15 protein-coding genes and 1 pseudogene are annotated in these 17,114 nt (G+C 60.3%); 9 read left to right on the top strand and 7 right to left on the bottom strand.

What is annotated here, in order from left to right:
* Positions 1–40: 40 nt before the first annotated feature.
* From G5182_RS15690 to malZ, 8 genes are all read left to right on the top strand, one after another.
* Positions 41–898: a hypothetical protein gene (locus G5182_RS15690; RefSeq protein WP_042081792.1), complete on the top strand. Its 858-nt coding sequence runs from the start codon at positions 41–43 to the stop codon at positions 896–898.
* Positions 899–960: 62 nt separating this feature from the next.
* Positions 961–1,407 (top strand): DUF962 domain-containing protein, encoded by a 447-nt coding sequence (locus G5182_RS15685; protein WP_421254521.1) that lies wholly within the window; start codon positions 961–963, stop codon positions 1,405–1,407.
* 26 nt (positions 1,408–1,433) lie between these two features.
* Positions 1,434–1,928 (top strand): CreA family protein, encoded by a 495-nt coding sequence (locus G5182_RS15680; protein WP_005355485.1) that lies wholly within the window; start codon positions 1,434–1,436, stop codon positions 1,926–1,928.
* Between the two features lie 74 nt (positions 1,929–2,002).
* Entirely contained in the window at positions 2,003–2,992 is a 990-nt protein-coding gene (locus G5182_RS15675) for a 2-hydroxyacid dehydrogenase (RefSeq protein ID WP_005340720.1), read from the top strand.
* Between the two features lie 92 nt (positions 2,993–3,084).
* On the top strand, positions 3,085–4,446 hold the full coding sequence (gene yegD / locus G5182_RS15670) for a molecular chaperone (RefSeq protein ID WP_075116201.1): 1,362 nt from the start codon (positions 3,085–3,087) through the stop codon (positions 4,444–4,446).
* Between the two features lie 165 nt (positions 4,447–4,611).
* Positions 4,612–5,028, top strand: coding sequence for an META domain-containing protein (locus G5182_RS15665; protein WP_227341604.1), 417 nt, complete (start codon positions 4,612–4,614; stop codon positions 5,026–5,028).
* Between the two features lie 88 nt (positions 5,029–5,116).
* Positions 5,117–5,947 carry an HDOD domain-containing protein gene (locus G5182_RS15660; protein WP_227341605.1) on the top strand — a complete coding sequence of 277 codons (831 nt, stop codon included), beginning with the start codon at positions 5,117–5,119 and terminating at the stop codon, positions 5,945–5,947.
* Between the two features lie 5 nt (positions 5,948–5,952).
* On the top strand, positions 5,953–7,782 hold the full coding sequence (gene malZ, locus G5182_RS15655) for a maltodextrin glucosidase (protein WP_227341606.1): 1,830 nt from the start codon (positions 5,953–5,955) through the stop codon (positions 7,780–7,782).
* A gap of 101 nt (positions 7,783–7,883) precedes the next feature.
* Here malZ and G5182_RS15650 read toward each other — a convergent pair whose 3' ends face one another.
* The gene (locus tag G5182_RS15650; protein ID WP_075116198.1) at positions 7,884–8,417 is read right to left on the bottom strand and encodes an ATP--cob(I)alamin adenosyltransferase; all 534 of its coding nucleotides are present in this window, start codon (positions 8,415–8,417) and stop codon (positions 7,884–7,886) included.
* 90 nt (positions 8,418–8,507) lie between these two features.
* Positions 8,508–9,650 carry a DUF5610 domain-containing protein gene (locus G5182_RS15645; RefSeq protein ID WP_421254520.1) on the bottom strand — a complete coding sequence of 381 codons (1,143 nt, stop codon included), beginning with the start codon at positions 9,648–9,650 and terminating at the stop codon, positions 8,508–8,510.
* 170 nt (positions 9,651–9,820) lie between these two features.
* Here G5182_RS15645 and trmA point away from each other — a divergent pair, with 170 nt between their 5' ends.
* The gene (trmA, locus tag G5182_RS15640; RefSeq protein WP_129503052.1) at positions 9,821–10,954 is read left to right on the top strand and encodes a tRNA (uridine(54)-C5)-methyltransferase TrmA; all 1,134 of its coding nucleotides are present in this window, start codon (positions 9,821–9,823) and stop codon (positions 10,952–10,954) included.
* A 67-nt stretch (positions 10,955–11,021) separates the two neighbouring features.
* Here the strand turns inward: trmA and G5182_RS15635 are convergent, their stop codons facing one another.
* The 5 genes and pseudogenes from G5182_RS15635 to lacZ form a co-directional block, all read right to left on the bottom strand.
* Positions 11,022–12,755: a methyl-accepting chemotaxis protein gene (locus G5182_RS15635; protein ID WP_139408873.1), complete on the bottom strand. Its 1,734-nt coding sequence runs from the start codon at positions 12,753–12,755 to the stop codon at positions 11,022–11,024.
* A gap of 51 nt (positions 12,756–12,806) precedes the next feature.
* On the bottom strand, positions 12,807–13,817 hold the full coding sequence (gene mglC, locus G5182_RS15630; protein ID WP_040069707.1) for a galactose/methyl galactoside ABC transporter permease MglC: 1,011 nt from the start codon (positions 13,815–13,817) through the stop codon (positions 12,807–12,809).
* A 16-nt stretch (positions 13,818–13,833) separates the two neighbouring features.
* Positions 13,834–15,354 carry a galactose/methyl galactoside ABC transporter ATP-binding protein MglA gene (gene mglA / locus G5182_RS15625; protein WP_421254519.1) on the bottom strand — a complete coding sequence of 507 codons (1,521 nt, stop codon included), beginning with the start codon at positions 15,352–15,354 and terminating at the stop codon, positions 13,834–13,836.
* 53 nt (positions 15,355–15,407) lie between these two features.
* On the bottom strand, positions 15,408–16,394 hold the full coding sequence (gene mglB, locus G5182_RS15620) for a galactose/glucose ABC transporter substrate-binding protein MglB (protein WP_005340747.1): 987 nt from the start codon (positions 16,392–16,394) through the stop codon (positions 15,408–15,410).
* 276 nt (positions 16,395–16,670) lie between these two features.
* Positions 16,671–17,114: pseudogene (lacZ, locus tag G5182_RS15615) on the bottom strand (beta-galactosidase); the annotation flags it as partial.

Genomic DNA, 17,114 nt, shown 5'->3' with positions numbered 1-17,114 from the left:
AGACTCCGGACACCTTCCGGAATCTACAGGAGAACAGAGAGTGAAATGGCTCATCAAGCTGTGTTTGTGCCTGCCACTGCTGGCACAAGCACAGGTTCTGACGGTCAAGGTCCCCAGCCGTCCCGTCAACAATCTTGACCAGGAGTACCAGTACAAGCTGCTGGAACTGGCCCTGACCCGCTCCGGGCAACCCTTTCGCATCCAGCCTGTCGAACTCGACCTCAACCAGTTCACCCTCCAGCAGCAGCTGAGCAAGGGCAAGACCATCAACGTCTTCTGGATGGGCACCTCCAGCGCACTCGAATCCTCCCTGATTGCCGTCCCCATTCCGCTGTTTCGCGGGCTGGAAGGATTGCGGTTGTCGTTCATCCACGCGGACGCTCAGGAGAAGTTCAACCAGATCAATACCCTGGCCGATCTCAAACAGCTGAAGGCGGCGCAAGGGGTCGGTTGGGCCGATAACAAAATTCTGGAAAATGCGGGCATCCCGACCTTCTCCGGCCGATACAGCAGCCTGTTTCGCCTTATCAACGACGGCGACAAGATCGACTTCTTCCCGCGCGCCCTGGTGGAGATCTTCGCCGAGCGCAGCGAGCTGGTGGCGCAGTATCCCAACCTCGCCATCGAGCAGCATCTGCTGATCCGCTACCCCTTCGCCCAATTCTTCTTCGTCAGCCCCGAATACCCCAAGCTGGCCAAGGCGATTCAGACCGGGCTGGAGCGGGCCTATGCCGATGGCAGCTTCATGAAGTTCTTCAATGACAACCCCAAGATCCGCGAAGCGCTCGCCAGCGCCAACCTCGATCAGCGGGTCACCATCGCCCTGCCCAATCCGGATATGACCCCGTTGCTAAAATCCATTCCGGCCCAATATTGGGAGTATCCACCGCAAGGATAAGCATCACGAACGCCTGACCACGAAGGTCAGGCTGCGAGAACACAGTGCGCCAGGGAGGTGCCATGAAGGGAATCCAGGAGTGGTTTGAGGAGTACGGCCAGAGCCATCGCCATCCGGTCAACGTCGCCATCCATAAGCTGGCGGTGCCGGGCATCTATTTCTGCTCGCTGGCGCTGCTCTGGTGTCTGCCACACGGGCCCTTGCCAGAGATCCTCAACTGGGCGGCAGTGGCGGCTATTCCGGTGCTGCTGTTCTATCTGCAGCTGTCGTTTTCGCTGTTCGCGGGGATGGCCGGGCTAACCGCACTGGGACTGTGGATCTGCCACCAATGGCAGGGGCCGCTGCTGTGGCCCGCGGTGGCAGCGTTCGTGCTGCTCTGGATAGCCCAGTTTGTCGGCCACAAGATCGAGGGCAAACGCCCCTCCTTCCTCGCCGACCTGCAATTTCTGCTGATAGGCCCCGCCTGGGTGCTTGCCAGCCTCTATCGTCGTCTGGGCATTCCCTATTGAGGAATGCCGGGCCAACAGGAGAGACCATGACACATAACCACACGCGACATAACGCCCTTCGCCGCGCCCTGCCCCTGCTGCTGGGGGCCCTGTTTGCCGGCCCGGCACTGGCCGACAAGGCCGACCCGGTCGGTGAAGTGAGCACCGCCTTCAAGCTGTTTGGCCCCAACCACAAGATCCTGGTGGAGGCGTTCGACGACCCGCGCATCGACGGCGTCGCCTGCTATCTGGCGCGCCCCAAGACTGGTGGCGTCAAAGGCGGGCTGGGCCTGGCGGAAGATCCCTCCCATGCCTCCTTGTCGTGCCACCAGATCGGCCCCATCACCCTGCCCGAAAAGCTGAAGGCAGGGGAAGAGGTGTTCGATGTCAGCACCTCGCTGGTGTTCAAGGAGCAGAAAGTGGTGCGTTTTTACGACAAGAAACGCAATGCACTGGTTTACCTGACCTACAGCACCAAACTGGTGGATGGTTCGTACAAAAGTGCAGTCAGCGCCGTTCCCATCATGCCGTGGGGACAATAACCAGCCGGTTTGTCCGGTGATAGCTGACCCATTTTGTTGTAATTTGACGACACACACGCTGCGGAGCACATACCATGAAAGTCGCCGTATTCAGTACCAAGAGCTATGACAAAGAGCATTTCAACCAGGCCAACAGCCAGTACGGCTTCGACCTGGAGTTTTTCGATGTGCGGCTGGAGGCCAAAACGGCCCGACTTGCTCACGGCTTCCCAGTGGTGTGTCTGTTCGTCAATGACGATGCCGACCGCGAGGTATTGACCGAACTGGCTGCCAACGGCACCCAGGTGATTGCCCTGCGCTGCGCCGGTTACAACAACGTGGATCTGGCCGCCGCCAAAGAGCTGGGGCTGAAAGTGGTGCGGGTGCCCGCCTACTCCCCCGAGGCGACCGCAGAACACGCCGTCGGCATGATGATGTGCCTCAACCGCCGCATCCATAAGGCTTATCAGCGCACCCGCGACGCCAACTTCTCGCTGGAAGGGCTGGTCGGCTTCAACATGCATGGCAAGACCGTTGGCGTCATCGGCACCGGCAAGATCGGTCTGGCCGCCCTGCGCATCCTCAAGGGGTTCGGGGTTCGCCTGCTGGTCAACGATCCTTACCAGAATCCGGCAGCCATCGAGCTGGGTGCCGAGTACGTGGATCTCGATACTCTGTTCCGCCAATCCGACATCATCAGCCTGCACTGCCCGCTGTTCAAAGAGAACTACCACCTGTTGAACAAGGAGGCGTTCGCCAAGATGAAGGACGGGGTGATGATCATCAACACCAGCCGTGGCGGCCTGCTCGACTCCAACGCCGCCATCGAAGCGCTCAAGACCTCCCGTATCGGCGCGCTGGGGCTGGACGTCTACGAAGAGGAAGAGGATCTCTTCTTCTCTGACAAGTCCAACGAGGTGATCACCGATGACGTGTTCCGCCGTCTGTCCGCCTGCCACAACGTGCTGTTCACCGGCCATCAGGCGTTCCTGACCCGCGAGGCACTGCACGCCATCGCCGATACCACCCTCGGCAATATCCGCGCCATCGAGAGCCAGGGCCGCTGCGACAACGAAGTGGAATAAGGGCTCGCCCTCTCTTCGTCACGCGCCGGGTTGTGAGACCCGGCGCCTTCGGGTAGGCTAGCCCCCCTTTTTTATTCAGGAGTCTGGCGCCCATGTTTATCGGATTTGATTACGGCACCTCCAACTGTGCCGTGGCCGTGATGGAACAAGGTAGCCCCAGGCTGCTGAATCTTGGCGCATCCCGCTATCTCCCCTCCACCCTGCATGCGCCCCACCGGGATGCCATCGCCGGTCTGTTGGCCGAAGGGCTGGCCCCCGCCCAGCAGGCGGAGTACCTCAAGCTGCGTGGCCCCGTGGTCACCCGCGCCCAGATGGTTCGTCGACAGATGCGCGAAGAGGGACTGATCGACGAGCTGAGCTTCGGCGGTGCCGCGCTGGAGCGCTATCTGGAAGAGCCAGACGATGGCTACTACATCAAATCGCCGAAATCCTTCCTCGGCGCCTATGGCCTCAAGGCCCCCCAGATCGCCCTGTTTGAAGACATCGTCTGCGCCATGATGCTCCATGTCCGCCAGCAGGCGGAGCAGCAGCTCGGCGCCCCGATCCGTCAGGCGGTGATCGGCCGACCGGTCAACTTCCAGGGCCTGGCGGGGGAAGAGAGCAACCAGCAAGCTATCGCCATCCTGACCGAGGCGGCCCGTCTGGCCGGTTTCGAGCAGGTGGAGTTCCTCTACGAGCCGGTGGCCGCCGGGTTTGAATTCGAGGCGCGCCTCACCGAAGACGCCGTGGTGCTGGTGGTGGATATCGGCGGCGGTACCACCGACTGCTCCATGCTGCGGATGGGGCCCAGCTACCGCGATCAGCTGGATCGCAGCGGCGATCTGCTCGGCCACAGCGGCCAGCGGATCGGCGGCAACGACTTCGACATCCGCCTGACGGTAGAGGGGATGATGCCGCTGCTCGGCATGCACGAGACCCTCAAGACCGGCAAGCCGCTGCCCCACCCGCTGTTCTGGGATGCGGCCGCCATCAACGACGTCAGCGCCCAGAGCCGCTTCTATAGCCTTGACACCGCCCGCCAGCTGCAGGATCTGCAGCTCGACAGCCAACCCGGCAGCAAGCTGGGGCGTCTGGCTAACCTGCGGGCACACAAGCTGAGCCACCAGCTGGTATGGCGTGCCGAGCAGGGCAAGATCGCCCTCTCGGAGCAGGAACTCAATCGCCAATCGCTGGCCGAGCTGGAAAAAGGGCTGGAAGCCGAACTGACACGCGAACAGCTGGCCAACGCTTCGGCCCTGCTGCTGGAGAAGATTGGCGAGCTGATGGACGAAGCGATTGCCGCCGCCGGTGTGCAGCCGGATCGCATCTTCGTCACCGGTGGTAGCGCCCGCTCGCCGCTGATCGCCAGCTTTATCCGCCAGAAGCTCCCCTCCATCCCGCTTGAGGGTGGCGATGACTTCGGCTCGGTGGCTGCCGGTCTTGCCCGTTATGCCGAGCGGCTGTTCGCCAACTGAGCCCTGAGATAGCGTAAATCGATGGCAACATAACCAAGGTGTTGCTATTAAGCGACAGTCTCGCGGGACAAGGGGCGACAGAAGCGGTCGGTCGTCCCCTCTCCCGCCCTGCTCCCGACTGCCCAAAAAGGGTATTCTTGACGCTCCCCCAACCGGAGCCCCCTCATGCCCAGATTGCCCTTTTTGCTGATCCCCCTGTTACTGCTCGCTGGCTGCAGCTCGACCGCCTTTGTTCAGCAAGATCTGCAACACCACCACTGGGTACTGAGCAAACTGGATGGCGAACCGATCAAGGCCCCCCGCGACAATCCTCCCGATTTCGAGATCGGCGAGCACTTCACCGTCAACGGCATCGCCGGTTGCAACCGCTACTTCGGTCAGGGCCATCTGGAAGATGACAAACTGTGGATCACCAGTCTGGGCAGCACCGAAATGGCCTGCATGCCGCCGCTCGACACTATCGAACAGGCTGTACTGACCACCCTTACCGAGGGGGCGACCTTGAGCGGCACCAGTCAGAACCTGATCCTGCAGGGCAAACGGCACCGTTTGGAATACACCTTGCGCGACTGGGTGTTCTAGCGCTCACAAAGCCGCATCACAAACAGGAACATGTTGTCCGGCTGTGGCACAATATGAGGCAGAGTTCGCAACGGAGGCTGCCTCAGCCATGTCGATGGATCGCCTGTTTGACAAGATCAAACAACTCCCCACTATTCCCAAGCTGCTGCACGAGTTGATGCAGAGCTTCAACGACGAGAATGCCCGCATCGACCAGATTGCGGCCAAGATCGCCATGGACCAGGTGATCAGCGTCAAGGTGCTAAAGATGGCCAACTCGGCCGCCCTGCGCCGTGGCAACGAAGTGACCTCCATCGAACAGGCGGTGATCCGCCTCGGCTTCAACCGACTGCGCTCTGTGGTGGTCGCTTCCGGCATCATCGGCACCTTCAAGGCCCCGCCCAGCTTCGACAAGAACAAGTTCTGGACCGAGACCTTCCAGGTCGCCACCATCGCCAAAACCCTGGCCCAGGAGGCCAAGGTGCTCGACCCCGAGACAGCCTTCACCTGTGCTCTTATCCACAACATCGGCGAACTACTGATCCAGAGTACCTTGCCGGAAGAGGCGGAGCTCATCAATCTGGCGATCCAGAAGGGGAGCAGCCGGGTCGAGGCCCAGCGGGAGATGCTGGGTTACGACTACGCCCAGCTCGGTGCCGAGCTGGCGCGGCGCTGGAACCTCTCCGAGGCCTTCGTCGATGCCATCTCCCAACAGCTGGATCCCCTCTCCCACGATCCGGTCAGCAAGGAGGCGGTGCTGATCCGCCTCGCCGTGTTTATCTCCTTCGCCTGGAACGCGGGAGTGCCTGCCCAGGCCATCATCGCCCGCTTCCCCAAACCGCTCGCCGACCAGTTGGGACTGGATCCCAAGTCGCTGGCAGGCCAGCTCGAAACACTGCATGAACAGGGTAATGCCCTTGCCGATCTTCTGACTCAATAAGCATCATGACCCATCCGTTTCTGTTTCATCCCCAGGTGGCGCCCTGGTTCAAAGAGAGCGCCGACGCACTGCAATTGACCCTCTTTAGCGATCTGGATGCACCGATCCGCGAGGTGTGGCTACGCCACGAGCCGGATAACGAGGAGTACCTGATCCCGATGACGGCGGTCTCCACCCGCGATCAGCTGCAGGTGTGGCAGGCGACCCTGCCGCTCATCAAGGGACAGGATATCCACCTCTACAGCTTCAAGTGCCTCACCGACGAGGAGCAGTGGTGGCTGCACGGGGCGGGCGTCAGCGCGTCCATGCCGCCACGGGAGCAACATTTTCGCTTCAACAGCCTGCACCAGCCACCGGCCTGGGTGCAGGATCAGGTGTTCTACCAGATCTTCCCCGACCGCTTCTGCAACGGCGACCCGTCGCTGAGCGTCAAGCATCACGAGTACGAATATCGCGGCAAAGCGGTCATCAGCAAGGCGTGGGGCGAACCGGTCAGTCGCCATGAAGAGGGCCACGGCGCCTGCGAGTTTTACGGTGGCGATCTGGCGGGGATCGATGCCAAGCTGCACTATCTGCAATCTCTCGGGGTGACGGCGCTCTACCTCAACCCCATCTTCGATTCGCCGAGCAACCACAAGTACGACACCCAGGACTACTTCAAGGTCGATGCCCACCTCGGCAGCAACGCGCAGTTCGCCGAGCTGACCCGCAACCTGCACCAGCGCGGCATGAAGATCATCCTCGATGCGGTGGTCAACCACACCTCTACCGAGCACCCCTGGTTCTGCCCGCCACTGGGAGCCCAGAGCAACCCGGACTCCCCGTGGCGCAGCTTCTACACCTTTGATAAAGAAGGGGATTACGTCAGCTGGAAGGGCATTCGCAGCCTGCCCAAGCTCGACTTCTCCTGCGAGAAGGTACAGGACGCCGTCTATCGGGCCGATGACGCCATCCTTCGTTACTGGATGCGCGCCCCCTACCAGATCGATGGCTGGCGCTTTGACGTCATCCACATGTTGGGCGAGCGCGGCACCGCCGAGGGCAACAGTGGTCACGTGCGCGCCATTCGCGGGGCAGTGAAGCAGGAGAACCCGGACGCCTATGTGCTCGGCGAACACTTCTTCGAGGCGAGCCAGTGGCTGCAAGGGGATCAGGAGGACGGCGCCATGAACTACTACGGCTTCGCCCACCCGATCCGTGCCTTCCTGGCTGGCAAGGATATCGCCTACCACCCCATCAAGATCAGCGCCGAAGAGCTGGATCGCTGGCTCAAACTGGCGCGGGCCCATATCCCGTTCAAGAACCAGCTGGCCCAGTTCAACCTGCTGGACAGCCACGATACCGCCCGCTTCCTCCATCTGCTGGGAGAGGACAAACAGCGGATGCAGCTGGCCGCCACACTGCTGCTCACCTATATCGGTGTGCCGTCCATCTACTACGGCGATGAAGTGGGGCTCTCCGGCGGCAACGACCCGGACTGCCGCCGCTGCTTCCCGTGGGATACCACAGACTGGGATCATGTGCTGCACGACCACTATCGTCGGCTGATCCAGATCCGCCGCCAGCGCCCCTCCCTGCGCCGTGGCGATATCCAGACCCTCTACGCCGGGCCCCACAGCTATGTGTTCGCCCGAACCCTGCAAAGCGATCAGGTGGTAGTGGCTTGCAACCGCCACCCGAGCGAGCCGCGCACCATCAGCCTGCCCCTGTGGCAGACCGCCAGCCCCGCCAGCCGCTTCACCGACGCCTTTAACGGCGAGAAGTTTGAAGTGGTGCAGGGCGAGGTGCAGCTGACCATTCCGGCCAACTCCGCCCGGGTGCTGATCTCCAGCTGAGCGGGCAACTGACGCACTGAAAAACAAAACCGGAGCCCAAGGCTCCGGTTTTTTTTATTCCGTTCAATCCACCATGACGTCTGGCCCCTAACCAGCCGCCATCAGTAGTTGATGCTGACGTAGGGCACTTCCGGCACCTGCCAGCGCTGCTTGAGGTAGACGGTGAGCACGAAGAAGAAGTTGGCCAGCAGGTTGGCGAAGCGATAGAGAATGGGATCGAAGGCCACCCCGCTCTCTTCCAGCCTGACCAGCAGCCGCACCACCTTCTTGCTGCCGCAGCGGCACAGATGGAGGGTGGGAATGGGCTGTGGCCCCTGTGGCAGCACAAAACCGGTGACGCTGCCGCGACTCGCCTCGTTGTAGTGGTCGTAACGGGCCTTGAGCCACTCAAGATCTGCGTCGAAGATCCCCAGCTTGCCGCGTACCGAGCCGTTTAGGTTGTAGATAAGTCGCTGCAACGCCGCGAGATCCGCCAGCATGGGCTCGGTATCCGCATCCGGCGCAAGGCGTGACAGCACGGCCCCAACCTGACAACAGAGCTCGTCAGTAGCGATCTCAAAATCACATTTGAGCGAGGTTTCGAAGATAAAGGGGTAGCAGAGCTCGCGCTTGTCTCTTGGCTTCTTGGGGTTCATGGGGCAACCGGATTGGAAAAAAGGCCAGTTTGCCAGCCCCCACAGGAGCTGGCAAACGGCAGGTTATGGCTTGGGCTGCGCGCTGGCGGCTCAGACGCTCCTGCCGGCGGGCTCGGTGGAGGGCTGGAACTGGCCGATCATCCGCAGCGCCTCCAGCATGCGCTGGTTGAAGTTGGTGAAGCTGCTGATCTTTGCCGGATCGCTCTGACCGCGAGCGGCCAGCACAGCCGGGGTCAGCGCCTGTTGCTGGGATGGTGGCAGCAGGGTATCTGCCTGTTTCTGCACCTGCTCCAGCTTGGGCAGGTAGTCGGCAAACGGCTTGAGCAGATCCTGCAGGGAGTGCGCTCCCTGATAGGTCTGACTCAGCTTGACGCTCTGCTTGAGCTTGAGGGAGTAGGAGGCCAGCTGACTGTCGTCCAGTTTCAGTTCGTTCGCCTTATCCAGCAGATCCTCGAAGTTGCCGGAGAAGAAGTTCCCCGCCAGCTCGTCGATCCCCTTGACCAGCTTGCCGATGGACTCCATCTCCTCACTGCTGAGATCCCCCTCCAGCGAGAAACTGAAGCTCTGGCTCGATTTGAGGCTGAACTGGCTGCCGCTCTCGCTGCTCTGGGACTTGGTCTGCCAGCTATCGTTGAAGCGCAGCACCACCTTGTCGCCATCCTTGGTCTGGATCTCCAGATACCCCTGCTGGCGGCTGGCCATCTCGGCCTGTCCCATGTCGGTCGGGGAAACCTTGCCGAAAAACTCCTTCTCGAACTCCTCGAGCCCTTTCTGGATCAGCTTGTAGCTCTGATCGATACCGGTTTTGATATCGTCGTTGTCAGTCGCCCACTTGCCGAGCTGCTTCTTCGCCTCGTCAAAGCCCTTGTCGACCCCCTTGCGGGCCTGCTCCATCATCCCGGTCAGGTCGTCGTCGGATTTGCCATCGGCCCGTGCGGCGCCAAGCCGCCCGGTCACAAACTGCAGCACGTTGTCCGCCACCGACTGGAAGTCGAACAGGGTCTCCGGGGTGATCTCCTCAGGTTCTTTCACCTTCGGAGCCTGATAGCCCTGGCCGTTGATCTCCAGCGAGAACTGCAACGCCTGCTGGATCAGCACCTGCGCCCACTTGGGCGGCTTGTGCAAGGAGACCGCCTCCTCGCTCTTGACCTGTTTCTGCTCCGCCTGTTGGGGCGATTTGGGAGAAACACCCACTCCCTTGGGTTGGGCTGCGCCCACGCCTTCGATCTGCATAATGTGTCCTCCCACCATGCCTGTAGATCAGCTATCGGCCTGACTGAACACTTCTTGACCACAAAATGCTGGACAATCTGCGGCTGGCTTTTAAAATCGGGCCCCTTTGGGTGGCCTGTTGCCTTCCCCCGATTTCGACCCGGCCCGGCCGGTGTGCATGTGAGGTATTTATGACCCAGTCCCAACAGCCTTCCGCGAACGCTCCGGCGCCTAGAACCGCGGCCGACTATCAGGCCCAACTCGACGAAAAGCGCGCTCGCCTCACCGAGCTGTTTGCCGGCTTCACCCTCCCGGCGCTGGAAGTGCACAGCTCGCCGGCGGAGTACTACCGGATGCGCGCCGAATTTCGCATCTGGCACGAAGGGGATGACCTCTTCCACTGCATGTATGCCCCGGCGACCAAAGAGATCATCAAGATAGACCACTTCCCCACCGCCAGCCGCCTCATCAACCAGTTGATGCCGCTGCTGCTGGAGGGGCTGCGCCCACACCCGGTGCTGCGCCGCAAGCTGTTCCAGATTGACTACCTCTCCACCCAGTCCGGCCAGATCATTGTCAGCCTGCTCTATCACCGCAAGCTGGAAGCAGAGTGGCAACAAGCCGCCGAAGCGCTGCAGGCCGACCTGCGCGCCAAGGGGTTCGAGCTGCAACTGATTGGCCGCGCCCACAAGCAGAAGATCTGTCTGGGGGATGACTTCGTCATCGAACAGCTCAACGTGGCGGGTCGCCAGCTCATCTACAAGCAGGTGGAGAACAGCTTCACCCAGCCCAACGCCGCCATCAACGAGCAGATGCTGGCCTGGGCGCTGGATGTGACCAAGGGGAGCGAAGGGGACCTGCTGGAGCTCTATTGCGGCAACGGCAACTTCTCCATCGCGCTGGCGCAGAACTTCCGCAAGGTGCTGGCCACCGAGATCGCCAAGCCGAGCGTCGACTCCGCCCAGTTCAACATCGCCGCCAACGGCGTCGACAACCTGATCATCCTGCGCATGTCGGCCGAGGAGTTCACCATGGCGATGCGTGGCGAGCGGGAGTTCAACCGCCTCAAGGGGGTCGATCTCAAGAGCTACCAGTGCAACACCATCTTCGTCGACCCGCCCCGCGCCGGTCTCGATGATGCCACCGTCAAGCTGGTGCAGGAGTACGACAACATCCTCTACATCTCCTGCAACCCAGATACCCTGCAGGCCAACATGGCAGTTCTGGGCGAGACCCACGAGATCGCCCGTTTCGCCCTGTTCGACCAGTTCCCCTGGACCCATCACATGGAAGCCGGGGTCTATCTGCGCCGCAAGGCCGGTTGATTCAGGCAGACAGGAAAACAACAACAGGGCCGGATGGCCCTGTTTTGTTATTGACTGAACATCGGCCTTACTCCAGCCGGAAGTGACCCACGATCTCCCGCAGCCGGTCGTAGGTCTGCTGCATCGCCGCAGAGCTGGCGACCGTCGCTTCGCCATTGTGGGTCAGCTGGCGGATCACTTCGGCGATAGCGCTCATGTTGCGGTTGATCTCCTCGGCTACCGCACTCTGCTGCTCCGCCGCCGTGGCGATATGGCTGATGAGATCGTTGATCTCCACCACTTCCCCTGCCATCAGATCCAGCGACTCGTTGACCCTGGTAGTATTCTCGGCCGCCCCCTGACAGCTCTGCTTGGTGTTGCCCATGGCATCCACCACAGTTCGGGTGCCCCGCTGCAGACTGGCCAGCATGATCTGGATCTCGGCTGTGCTCTGCTGGGTACGGGCTGCGAGGGAACGCACCTCGTCTGCCACCACCGCAAAGCCACGCCCCTGTTCACCAGCGCGGGCCGCCTCGATGGCGGCGTTGAGGGCCAGCAGGTTGGTCTGTTCGGCAATGCTGCCGATCACCCCCAGCACAGAGCCAATCTGCTGCACATCCTGCTGCATCGCCTCGATGGAGCGGGCAGTGGCGTCCACCTCGTCCACCAGCGCCATCACGCTGGCCATCGCCTGATCGACCACCTGACGGGACTGGCTCGCCAGCTGCTGGCTCTGACCGGTGAGCTGGGCGGTGCTGGCCGCACTCTCTGAGACGGAGACCGCGGTGCGGCTCATCTCGTTGATGGCAGTCACCACCTGCTCGGTCTCGCGTACATGTTCCGCTAGCAGGGACTGGGCGGCGCCGGTCTGACTGGCCAGCCCCTCGATACCGCTGTTGAGCTGGCCGCTCGCCTGCCGCACCTCCCCCATCATCTCCTGCAGCCGCTCGATAAAGCGGTTGATCCCGGCCGAGATCTGGCCAAGGTCATCCTTGCTGGTCACCGCCAGTCGGCGGGTGAGATCGCCGCTGCCGCGAGAGAGCTCCAGCACCAGATCCCGTAACGAAACAATGGGTCGATAAGCCACGTTGAGCGCCAGCATTGCCAGCACCATCACCACTATCGCCACACCAAACAGCGCCATGATGATCTGGCCGTTGAGTGACCGGGTCATGGCACGGATATAGTCAAGATCGATGTAGCCGGTCAGGGTCCAGCTGTTACCGCGAATATCCAGCTGGTTGGGGCGCGCTTCGCTCTCCCCCTGCGGTTTGCTGCTGTAGAGCTCATTGCCCTGGCCGTCGGCCAGCGAGAAGTAGCGCCCCTCGCCGCTCATCTTCTCCAGCAGGCTCTTGAACTCGCTCATGTCGAGGTAGTAGAGATAGGCCGAATCTGCACCTCGCGGCACCAGTATGGTGATGACCGGCTTGCCATCCACCTGTTGCAGCGGGCTGACGGTGATCTGGTTGTTGGCGGCGGGGATCAGCTTGCGCAGCGCATCGACCTTGGCCGTATCGTTGATGACACCGCTCACGTCGAACGCCATGTCGCCGATCACTTTGACGATATTGTGAAAGCCTGTCTCTTGCAGGGTCTTCTTGACGTTGGTCACCCCGAAGTTGAGGTTGGCGGCCAGCAGGATTTTCTGATTGATGTCGCTGGCCAGCTTCTCTTTGACCAGAGTGATCTGCTCGGTGATGTTGTGGGTGGCCTGAGTACGAATGTAACCACTGATGAAGTGATTCACGCTGAGCCCGGCGGTGCCGATGGTGACCAGAATGGCCAATAGCAGCAAGAGGTAAATCTTGACCTTGAATGGCATGGGTTCCCTCCAGAAGAGAGGGCTGGCAACGCCAACCCTCTCTGCCAATCGTTATTTCTTCTTGGCGTACTTCATGGAGTCCAGGGCCACCGCCAGAATGATGATGCCGCCCTTGATGATGAACTGCCAGTAAGGGCTGACGCCGATATAGGTCAAGCCATAGTTGATCAGGGTGAAGATAAGTACGCCGGTGATCACACCCGCGACCGTTCCCACCCCGCCGGCAAACGACACGCCACCCACCACGCACGCCGCGATGGCATCCAGCTCGTACATGAAGCCGAGGTTGTTGGTGGCGCTACCGATCCGGCCCGCTTCCAGCATACCGCCGAAGGCGTAGAAGACCCCCGCCAGCGCATAGATCATCACCAGATTGACCGCCACGTTGACGCCGGAGACCTTGGCCGCCTCGGGGTTGCCACCGATGGCGAAGATGTTTTTGCCAAAGCGGGTCTTGTTCCACAGCACCCAGACAAAGACGCTGGCGATGGCCGCATAGAAGGTGAGATAGGAGAGCTTGAATCCTCCTATCCGGATAAACCCTTGGGCGAAGCTGGAGAAGCGGGGATCAAACCCGGCCACCGGCGAGGCCCCTACCGAGTCAAAGTAGAGGGAGTTGATACCGTAGACGATGATCATGGTGCCCAGGGTGGTAATGAACGGGGTAACGTTCAGGTAGGCCACAATGAGACCGTTGACCAGACCAATCAGCGCCCCCACCACACACACCAGCAGGATTACCGCCGGAATGGGCACCTCTCCCAGCGTCGGGAACACCTTGTTGACGTTGGTCAGCGCCTGCAACATGGTTGCCGCGATGAGTGCCGCCAGACCGACCTGACGACCGGCCGAGAGATCCGTCCCCTGGGTGATGATGATGCCCGCCACCCCCAGCGCGATGATGACCCGCACCGAGGACTGGGTCAGGATGTTGCTGAAGTTGGTGAGACTCAGGAAGGAGGGTTCCTTGATCACGATGATCATGAGCAGCACCAGCAGCACCACGTAGATGCCGTTCTCCTTGAGCGCCCGCATCAGATTGAAATTTTTAGCCGACTCCATAAATGTCTTCCTGTCTCTAAAGGTACAGAGATGCCAGGCGCAGTATCTCGCTCTGGTCAGTTTCTTTGGTGTTGACGATCCCGGCGACCCGGCCATTGCTCATGACCATGATGCGGTCGGTGATGCCGAGCAGTTCGGGCATTTCGGAGGAGATGATGATGATCCCCTTCTCCTTCTTCGCCAGCTCCAGAATGAGCTGATAGATCTCGAACTTGGCCCCCACGTCGATACCGCGGGTCGGTTCGTCCAGCATCAGGATCTCCGGCTGGGTCAACAGCCAGCGGCCGATGATCACCTTCTGCTGGTTGCCCCCGGAGAGGGAACCTATCTGGGTCTGCTGGGTCGGCGTCTTGACCCGCATGGAGTCGATGACCCACTGGGTATCGCTCTTCATCTTGTTATCGCTGAGCAGCCCCATGGAGCCCTTGTAGTTGTCCATGTTGGCGATCAGGGAGTTGAAGGCGATATCGAGACGGGAGTAGATACCGGTGGAGCGGCGCTCCTCGGTCACCAGCGCAAAGCCGTTGCGGATCGCTTCGTGGGCGTTGTGGTTGGCCACCTCTTTGCCGTGCAGTTTGATGCTGCCCTGGCTGCGATCGCGAATGCCGAACAGGGTCTCGACGATGTCGGTGCGCTTGGCCCCGACCAACCCGGCGACACCGAGGATCTCCCCCTTGTGCAGGTTGAAGGTGATGTCCTGAATGGAGGGCTGGTTCTTCGCCGTCAGATGTTCGACCTCGAGGATCACCTCTTTCGGCTGGTTGGTCTTTTCCGGGAAACGCTGGGTCAGTTCACGGCCGACCATCATCCCGATGATCTGATCCATGGTCATGCCCTTGAGCGGCTGGGTTGCCACCCACTGGCCATCCCGCAATATGGTGATCTCGTCACAGAGCTGGAAGATCTCCTCCATCTTGTGAGAGATGTAGACGATGCCGCACCCCTTCTCCTTCAACTTGTTGATGATCTTGAAGAGGTGGTTCACCTCTTTCTCGGTCAGGGAGGAGGTGGGTTCATCCATGATGACGATCTTGGCGTCGTAGGAGAACGCCTTGGCGATCTCGATCATCTGCATCTGGGAGACCGACAGGGTCGCGACCTTCACCTTGGGGTCGATGTCGATATCCAGCTCATCGAAGATGCGCTTGGTGTCGTCATACATCTTGCCGTGGTCGATAAACCACCCCTTGGTGGGGTAGCGGCCGAGCCACATGTTGTCCATCACGGTACGCTGCAGCACCAGGTTGAGCTCCTGATGCACCATGGAGACGCCATTTTCCAGCGCCTCTTTCGAGGAGGTGAAGTTGATCTCCTGCCCCTTGAAGAAGATCTTGCCCTGATCCTTCTCGTAAATGCCGAACAGGCACTTGAGCAGTGTGGATTTTCCCGCTCCGTTCTCGCCCATCAACGCATGCACAGAATGAGGACGGACCCGTAAATTGACATTATCGAGTGCCTTGACGCCGGGAAAGCTCTTACTGACGTCAATCATCTCCAACAGCCATTCTGATTGTTGCTGTGTTGTCATATCAGCCATCACATCTGGTTGAAAAAAGGGCAAGGGGATCTCCCTTGCCCTGGAGGAGGGAATTACTCGAATTGGGACAGGTTGTCTTTATCCACACCGACGTAGGCAACACGTACTACCTTGTCGACGATATTCCACTTGGTGCCTTCACCGGCCGGTTTGCCTTCAGCCAGGTTCTTGGTCAGCTCGAAGGTGGCTTTGGCCTGGTTGGCCGCATCGTTCAGCACGGTACCCGCCATGGCACCGCTCTTGACCATGGCCAGCGCTTCCGGCAGCGCATCGACGCCGAATACCGGAATGGCAGTCTTGCCCTGAGCTTTCAGTGACTCGACTGCACCCATTGCCATGCCGTCGTTGTTGGCGATGACCACTTCGATCTTGTTGGCGTTGGGGCCGGAGATCCAGGCGTCCATCTTGTCTTTCGCCATGGCGGTATCCCACATACCGGTATCCATGTGCAGTTGCTCGGTCTTGACGCCGCCATCGTTCAGGGTCTTGACCACGTAGGAGGTGCGCGCTTCGGCATCCGGGTGGCCCGGCTCCCCTTTCAGCAGCACGAACTGGATCACGCCATCCTTGTTCAGATCCCACTCCGGATGGGCTTTCCAGTGTTTGGCAATCAGCTGACCCTGGATGATCCCTGACTCCTTGGAGTCGGTGCCCACGTAGTAGGCCTTGTCGTAGCTGGCCAGATCGGTAGCGCTCGGCTCCTTGTTGTAGAAGACCACCGGGATATCTTCGCCACGGGCTTTCTCGATCACCACCGGGGCCGCAGCCGGGTCAACTAGGTTGATGGCCAGCGCCTTCACCCCTTTGGCCAGCAGCACGTCGATCTGGTCGTTCTGCTTGGACTGGTCGTTCTGGGAGTCGTTCATCAGCAGTTCCACCCCCGGAGTGGCTGCCGCCTCCTTCTCGATGGCCTTGCGCACGACCGCCATGAAGTTGTCGTCGTATTTGTAGACGGTTACCCCGATACGGGTGTCAGCCTGGGCATTGGCTCCAGCCATCATGCCCATCAGCAGGGCGGCAACTGTGGTCAGTTTTTTCATTATGTGTGCTCCGATGTGTCTATCTGTGTTGTAGGGTGGCGAGCAATTGAGCAAGCGCCAATCAATGTAATCAGTTTGTTGTCATTTCTTCTGTGATCATGACGACAAAATGAAAACGTTTACACTCTGTTACATTGAAACTTTATATTTATTTTTCAAATACATATAAATAAAAATCAGATTTGAGACTCAATCTTTCCCACAGCATTGAGGCTAGTCGTTACTGGTCTGTTGTCAAAATGGCGCACTGGCTCGACAGTCGCCTCCATAGCTGGCTTAACGGAGAGTGCAGCCCCAACGGTAACGACGCTCGAGCAGTTGATACTCGGGACGCACGCTTTGGCTCCAGGAGTCATCACCGCCCACCCCCATGTGGGCGCCATCGAGACAGACCCACAGCCCCTCTTCAACCACCAGATCGCTCTGGTGACGGGCGGCGGCCAACTGCTGCTGACTGAAGCGGCTGGCACTGAAATGGAAGCTGCCGTTCACCGTCGTGCTGCCCAGCTGCAACTGGCGGGTATCACAGCGCAAGCCGTTGTCACTCGGGAAAATGTAAGGGGTGTGCATGGCCTCCAGCGGCAGGCTCCAGCGCCCCAGATCGGCGCCCAGCAGGCGATCCGGATAGTTCTCGTGAGGGCCGCGTCCCAACCATTCGGCTCGCGCCGGTACCTCGGCCAGATGAAGCAGCAGGCCAATCCGCGGCAGCGACGGCAGCAC

Origin of the sequence: Aeromonas sp. 600948, from assembly GCF_049174875.1 — a bacterium.
Classification (GTDB): domain Bacteria; phylum Pseudomonadota; class Gammaproteobacteria; order Enterobacterales; family Aeromonadaceae; genus Aeromonas; species Aeromonas veronii_A.
The sequence above is the reverse complement of the archived record's forward strand: the minus strand, read 5'-3'. Positions and strand labels throughout refer to the sequence as shown.

What these genes read in the sequence shown, in the direction of transcription:
- G5182_RS15685 (WP_421254521.1), top strand. Translation starts at nt 961, where the DNA reads ATGAAGGGAATCCAGGAGTGGTTTGAGGAGTACGGCCAGAGCCATCGC.
- mglA (WP_421254519.1), bottom strand. Translation starts at nt 15,354, where the DNA reads ATGGCTGATATGACAACACAGCAACAATCAGAATGGCTGTTGGAGATG.
- mglB (WP_005340747.1), bottom strand. Translation starts at nt 16,394, where the DNA reads ATGAAAAAACTGACCACAGTTGCCGCCCTGCTGATGGGCATGATGGCT.
- G5182_RS15675 (WP_005340720.1), top strand. Translation starts at nt 2,003, where the DNA reads ATGAAAGTCGCCGTATTCAGTACCAAGAGCTATGACAAAGAGCATTTC.
- mglC (WP_040069707.1), bottom strand. Translation starts at nt 13,817, where the DNA reads ATGGAGTCGGCTAAAAATTTCAATCTGATGCGGGCGCTCAAGGAGAAC.
- G5182_RS15665 (WP_227341604.1), top strand. Translation starts at nt 4,612, where the DNA reads ATGCCCAGATTGCCCTTTTTGCTGATCCCCCTGTTACTGCTCGCTGGC.
- G5182_RS15660 (WP_227341605.1), top strand. Translation starts at nt 5,117, where the DNA reads ATGTCGATGGATCGCCTGTTTGACAAGATCAAACAACTCCCCACTATT.
- trmA (WP_129503052.1), top strand. Translation starts at nt 9,821, where the DNA reads ATGACCCAGTCCCAACAGCCTTCCGCGAACGCTCCGGCGCCTAGAACC.
- G5182_RS15645 (WP_421254520.1), bottom strand. Translation starts at nt 9,650, where the DNA reads ATGCAGATCGAAGGCGTGGGCGCAGCCCAACCCAAGGGAGTGGGTGTT.
- G5182_RS15680 (WP_005355485.1), top strand. Translation starts at nt 1,434, where the DNA reads ATGACACATAACCACACGCGACATAACGCCCTTCGCCGCGCCCTGCCC.
- G5182_RS15650 (WP_075116198.1), bottom strand. Translation starts at nt 8,417, where the DNA reads ATGAACCCCAAGAAGCCAAGAGACAAGCGCGAGCTCTGCTACCCCTTT.
- yegD (WP_075116201.1), top strand. Translation starts at nt 3,085, where the DNA reads ATGTTTATCGGATTTGATTACGGCACCTCCAACTGTGCCGTGGCCGTG.
- G5182_RS15635 (WP_139408873.1), bottom strand. Translation starts at nt 12,755, where the DNA reads ATGCCATTCAAGGTCAAGATTTACCTCTTGCTGCTATTGGCCATTCTG.
- malZ (WP_227341606.1), top strand. Translation starts at nt 5,953, where the DNA reads ATGACCCATCCGTTTCTGTTTCATCCCCAGGTGGCGCCCTGGTTCAAA.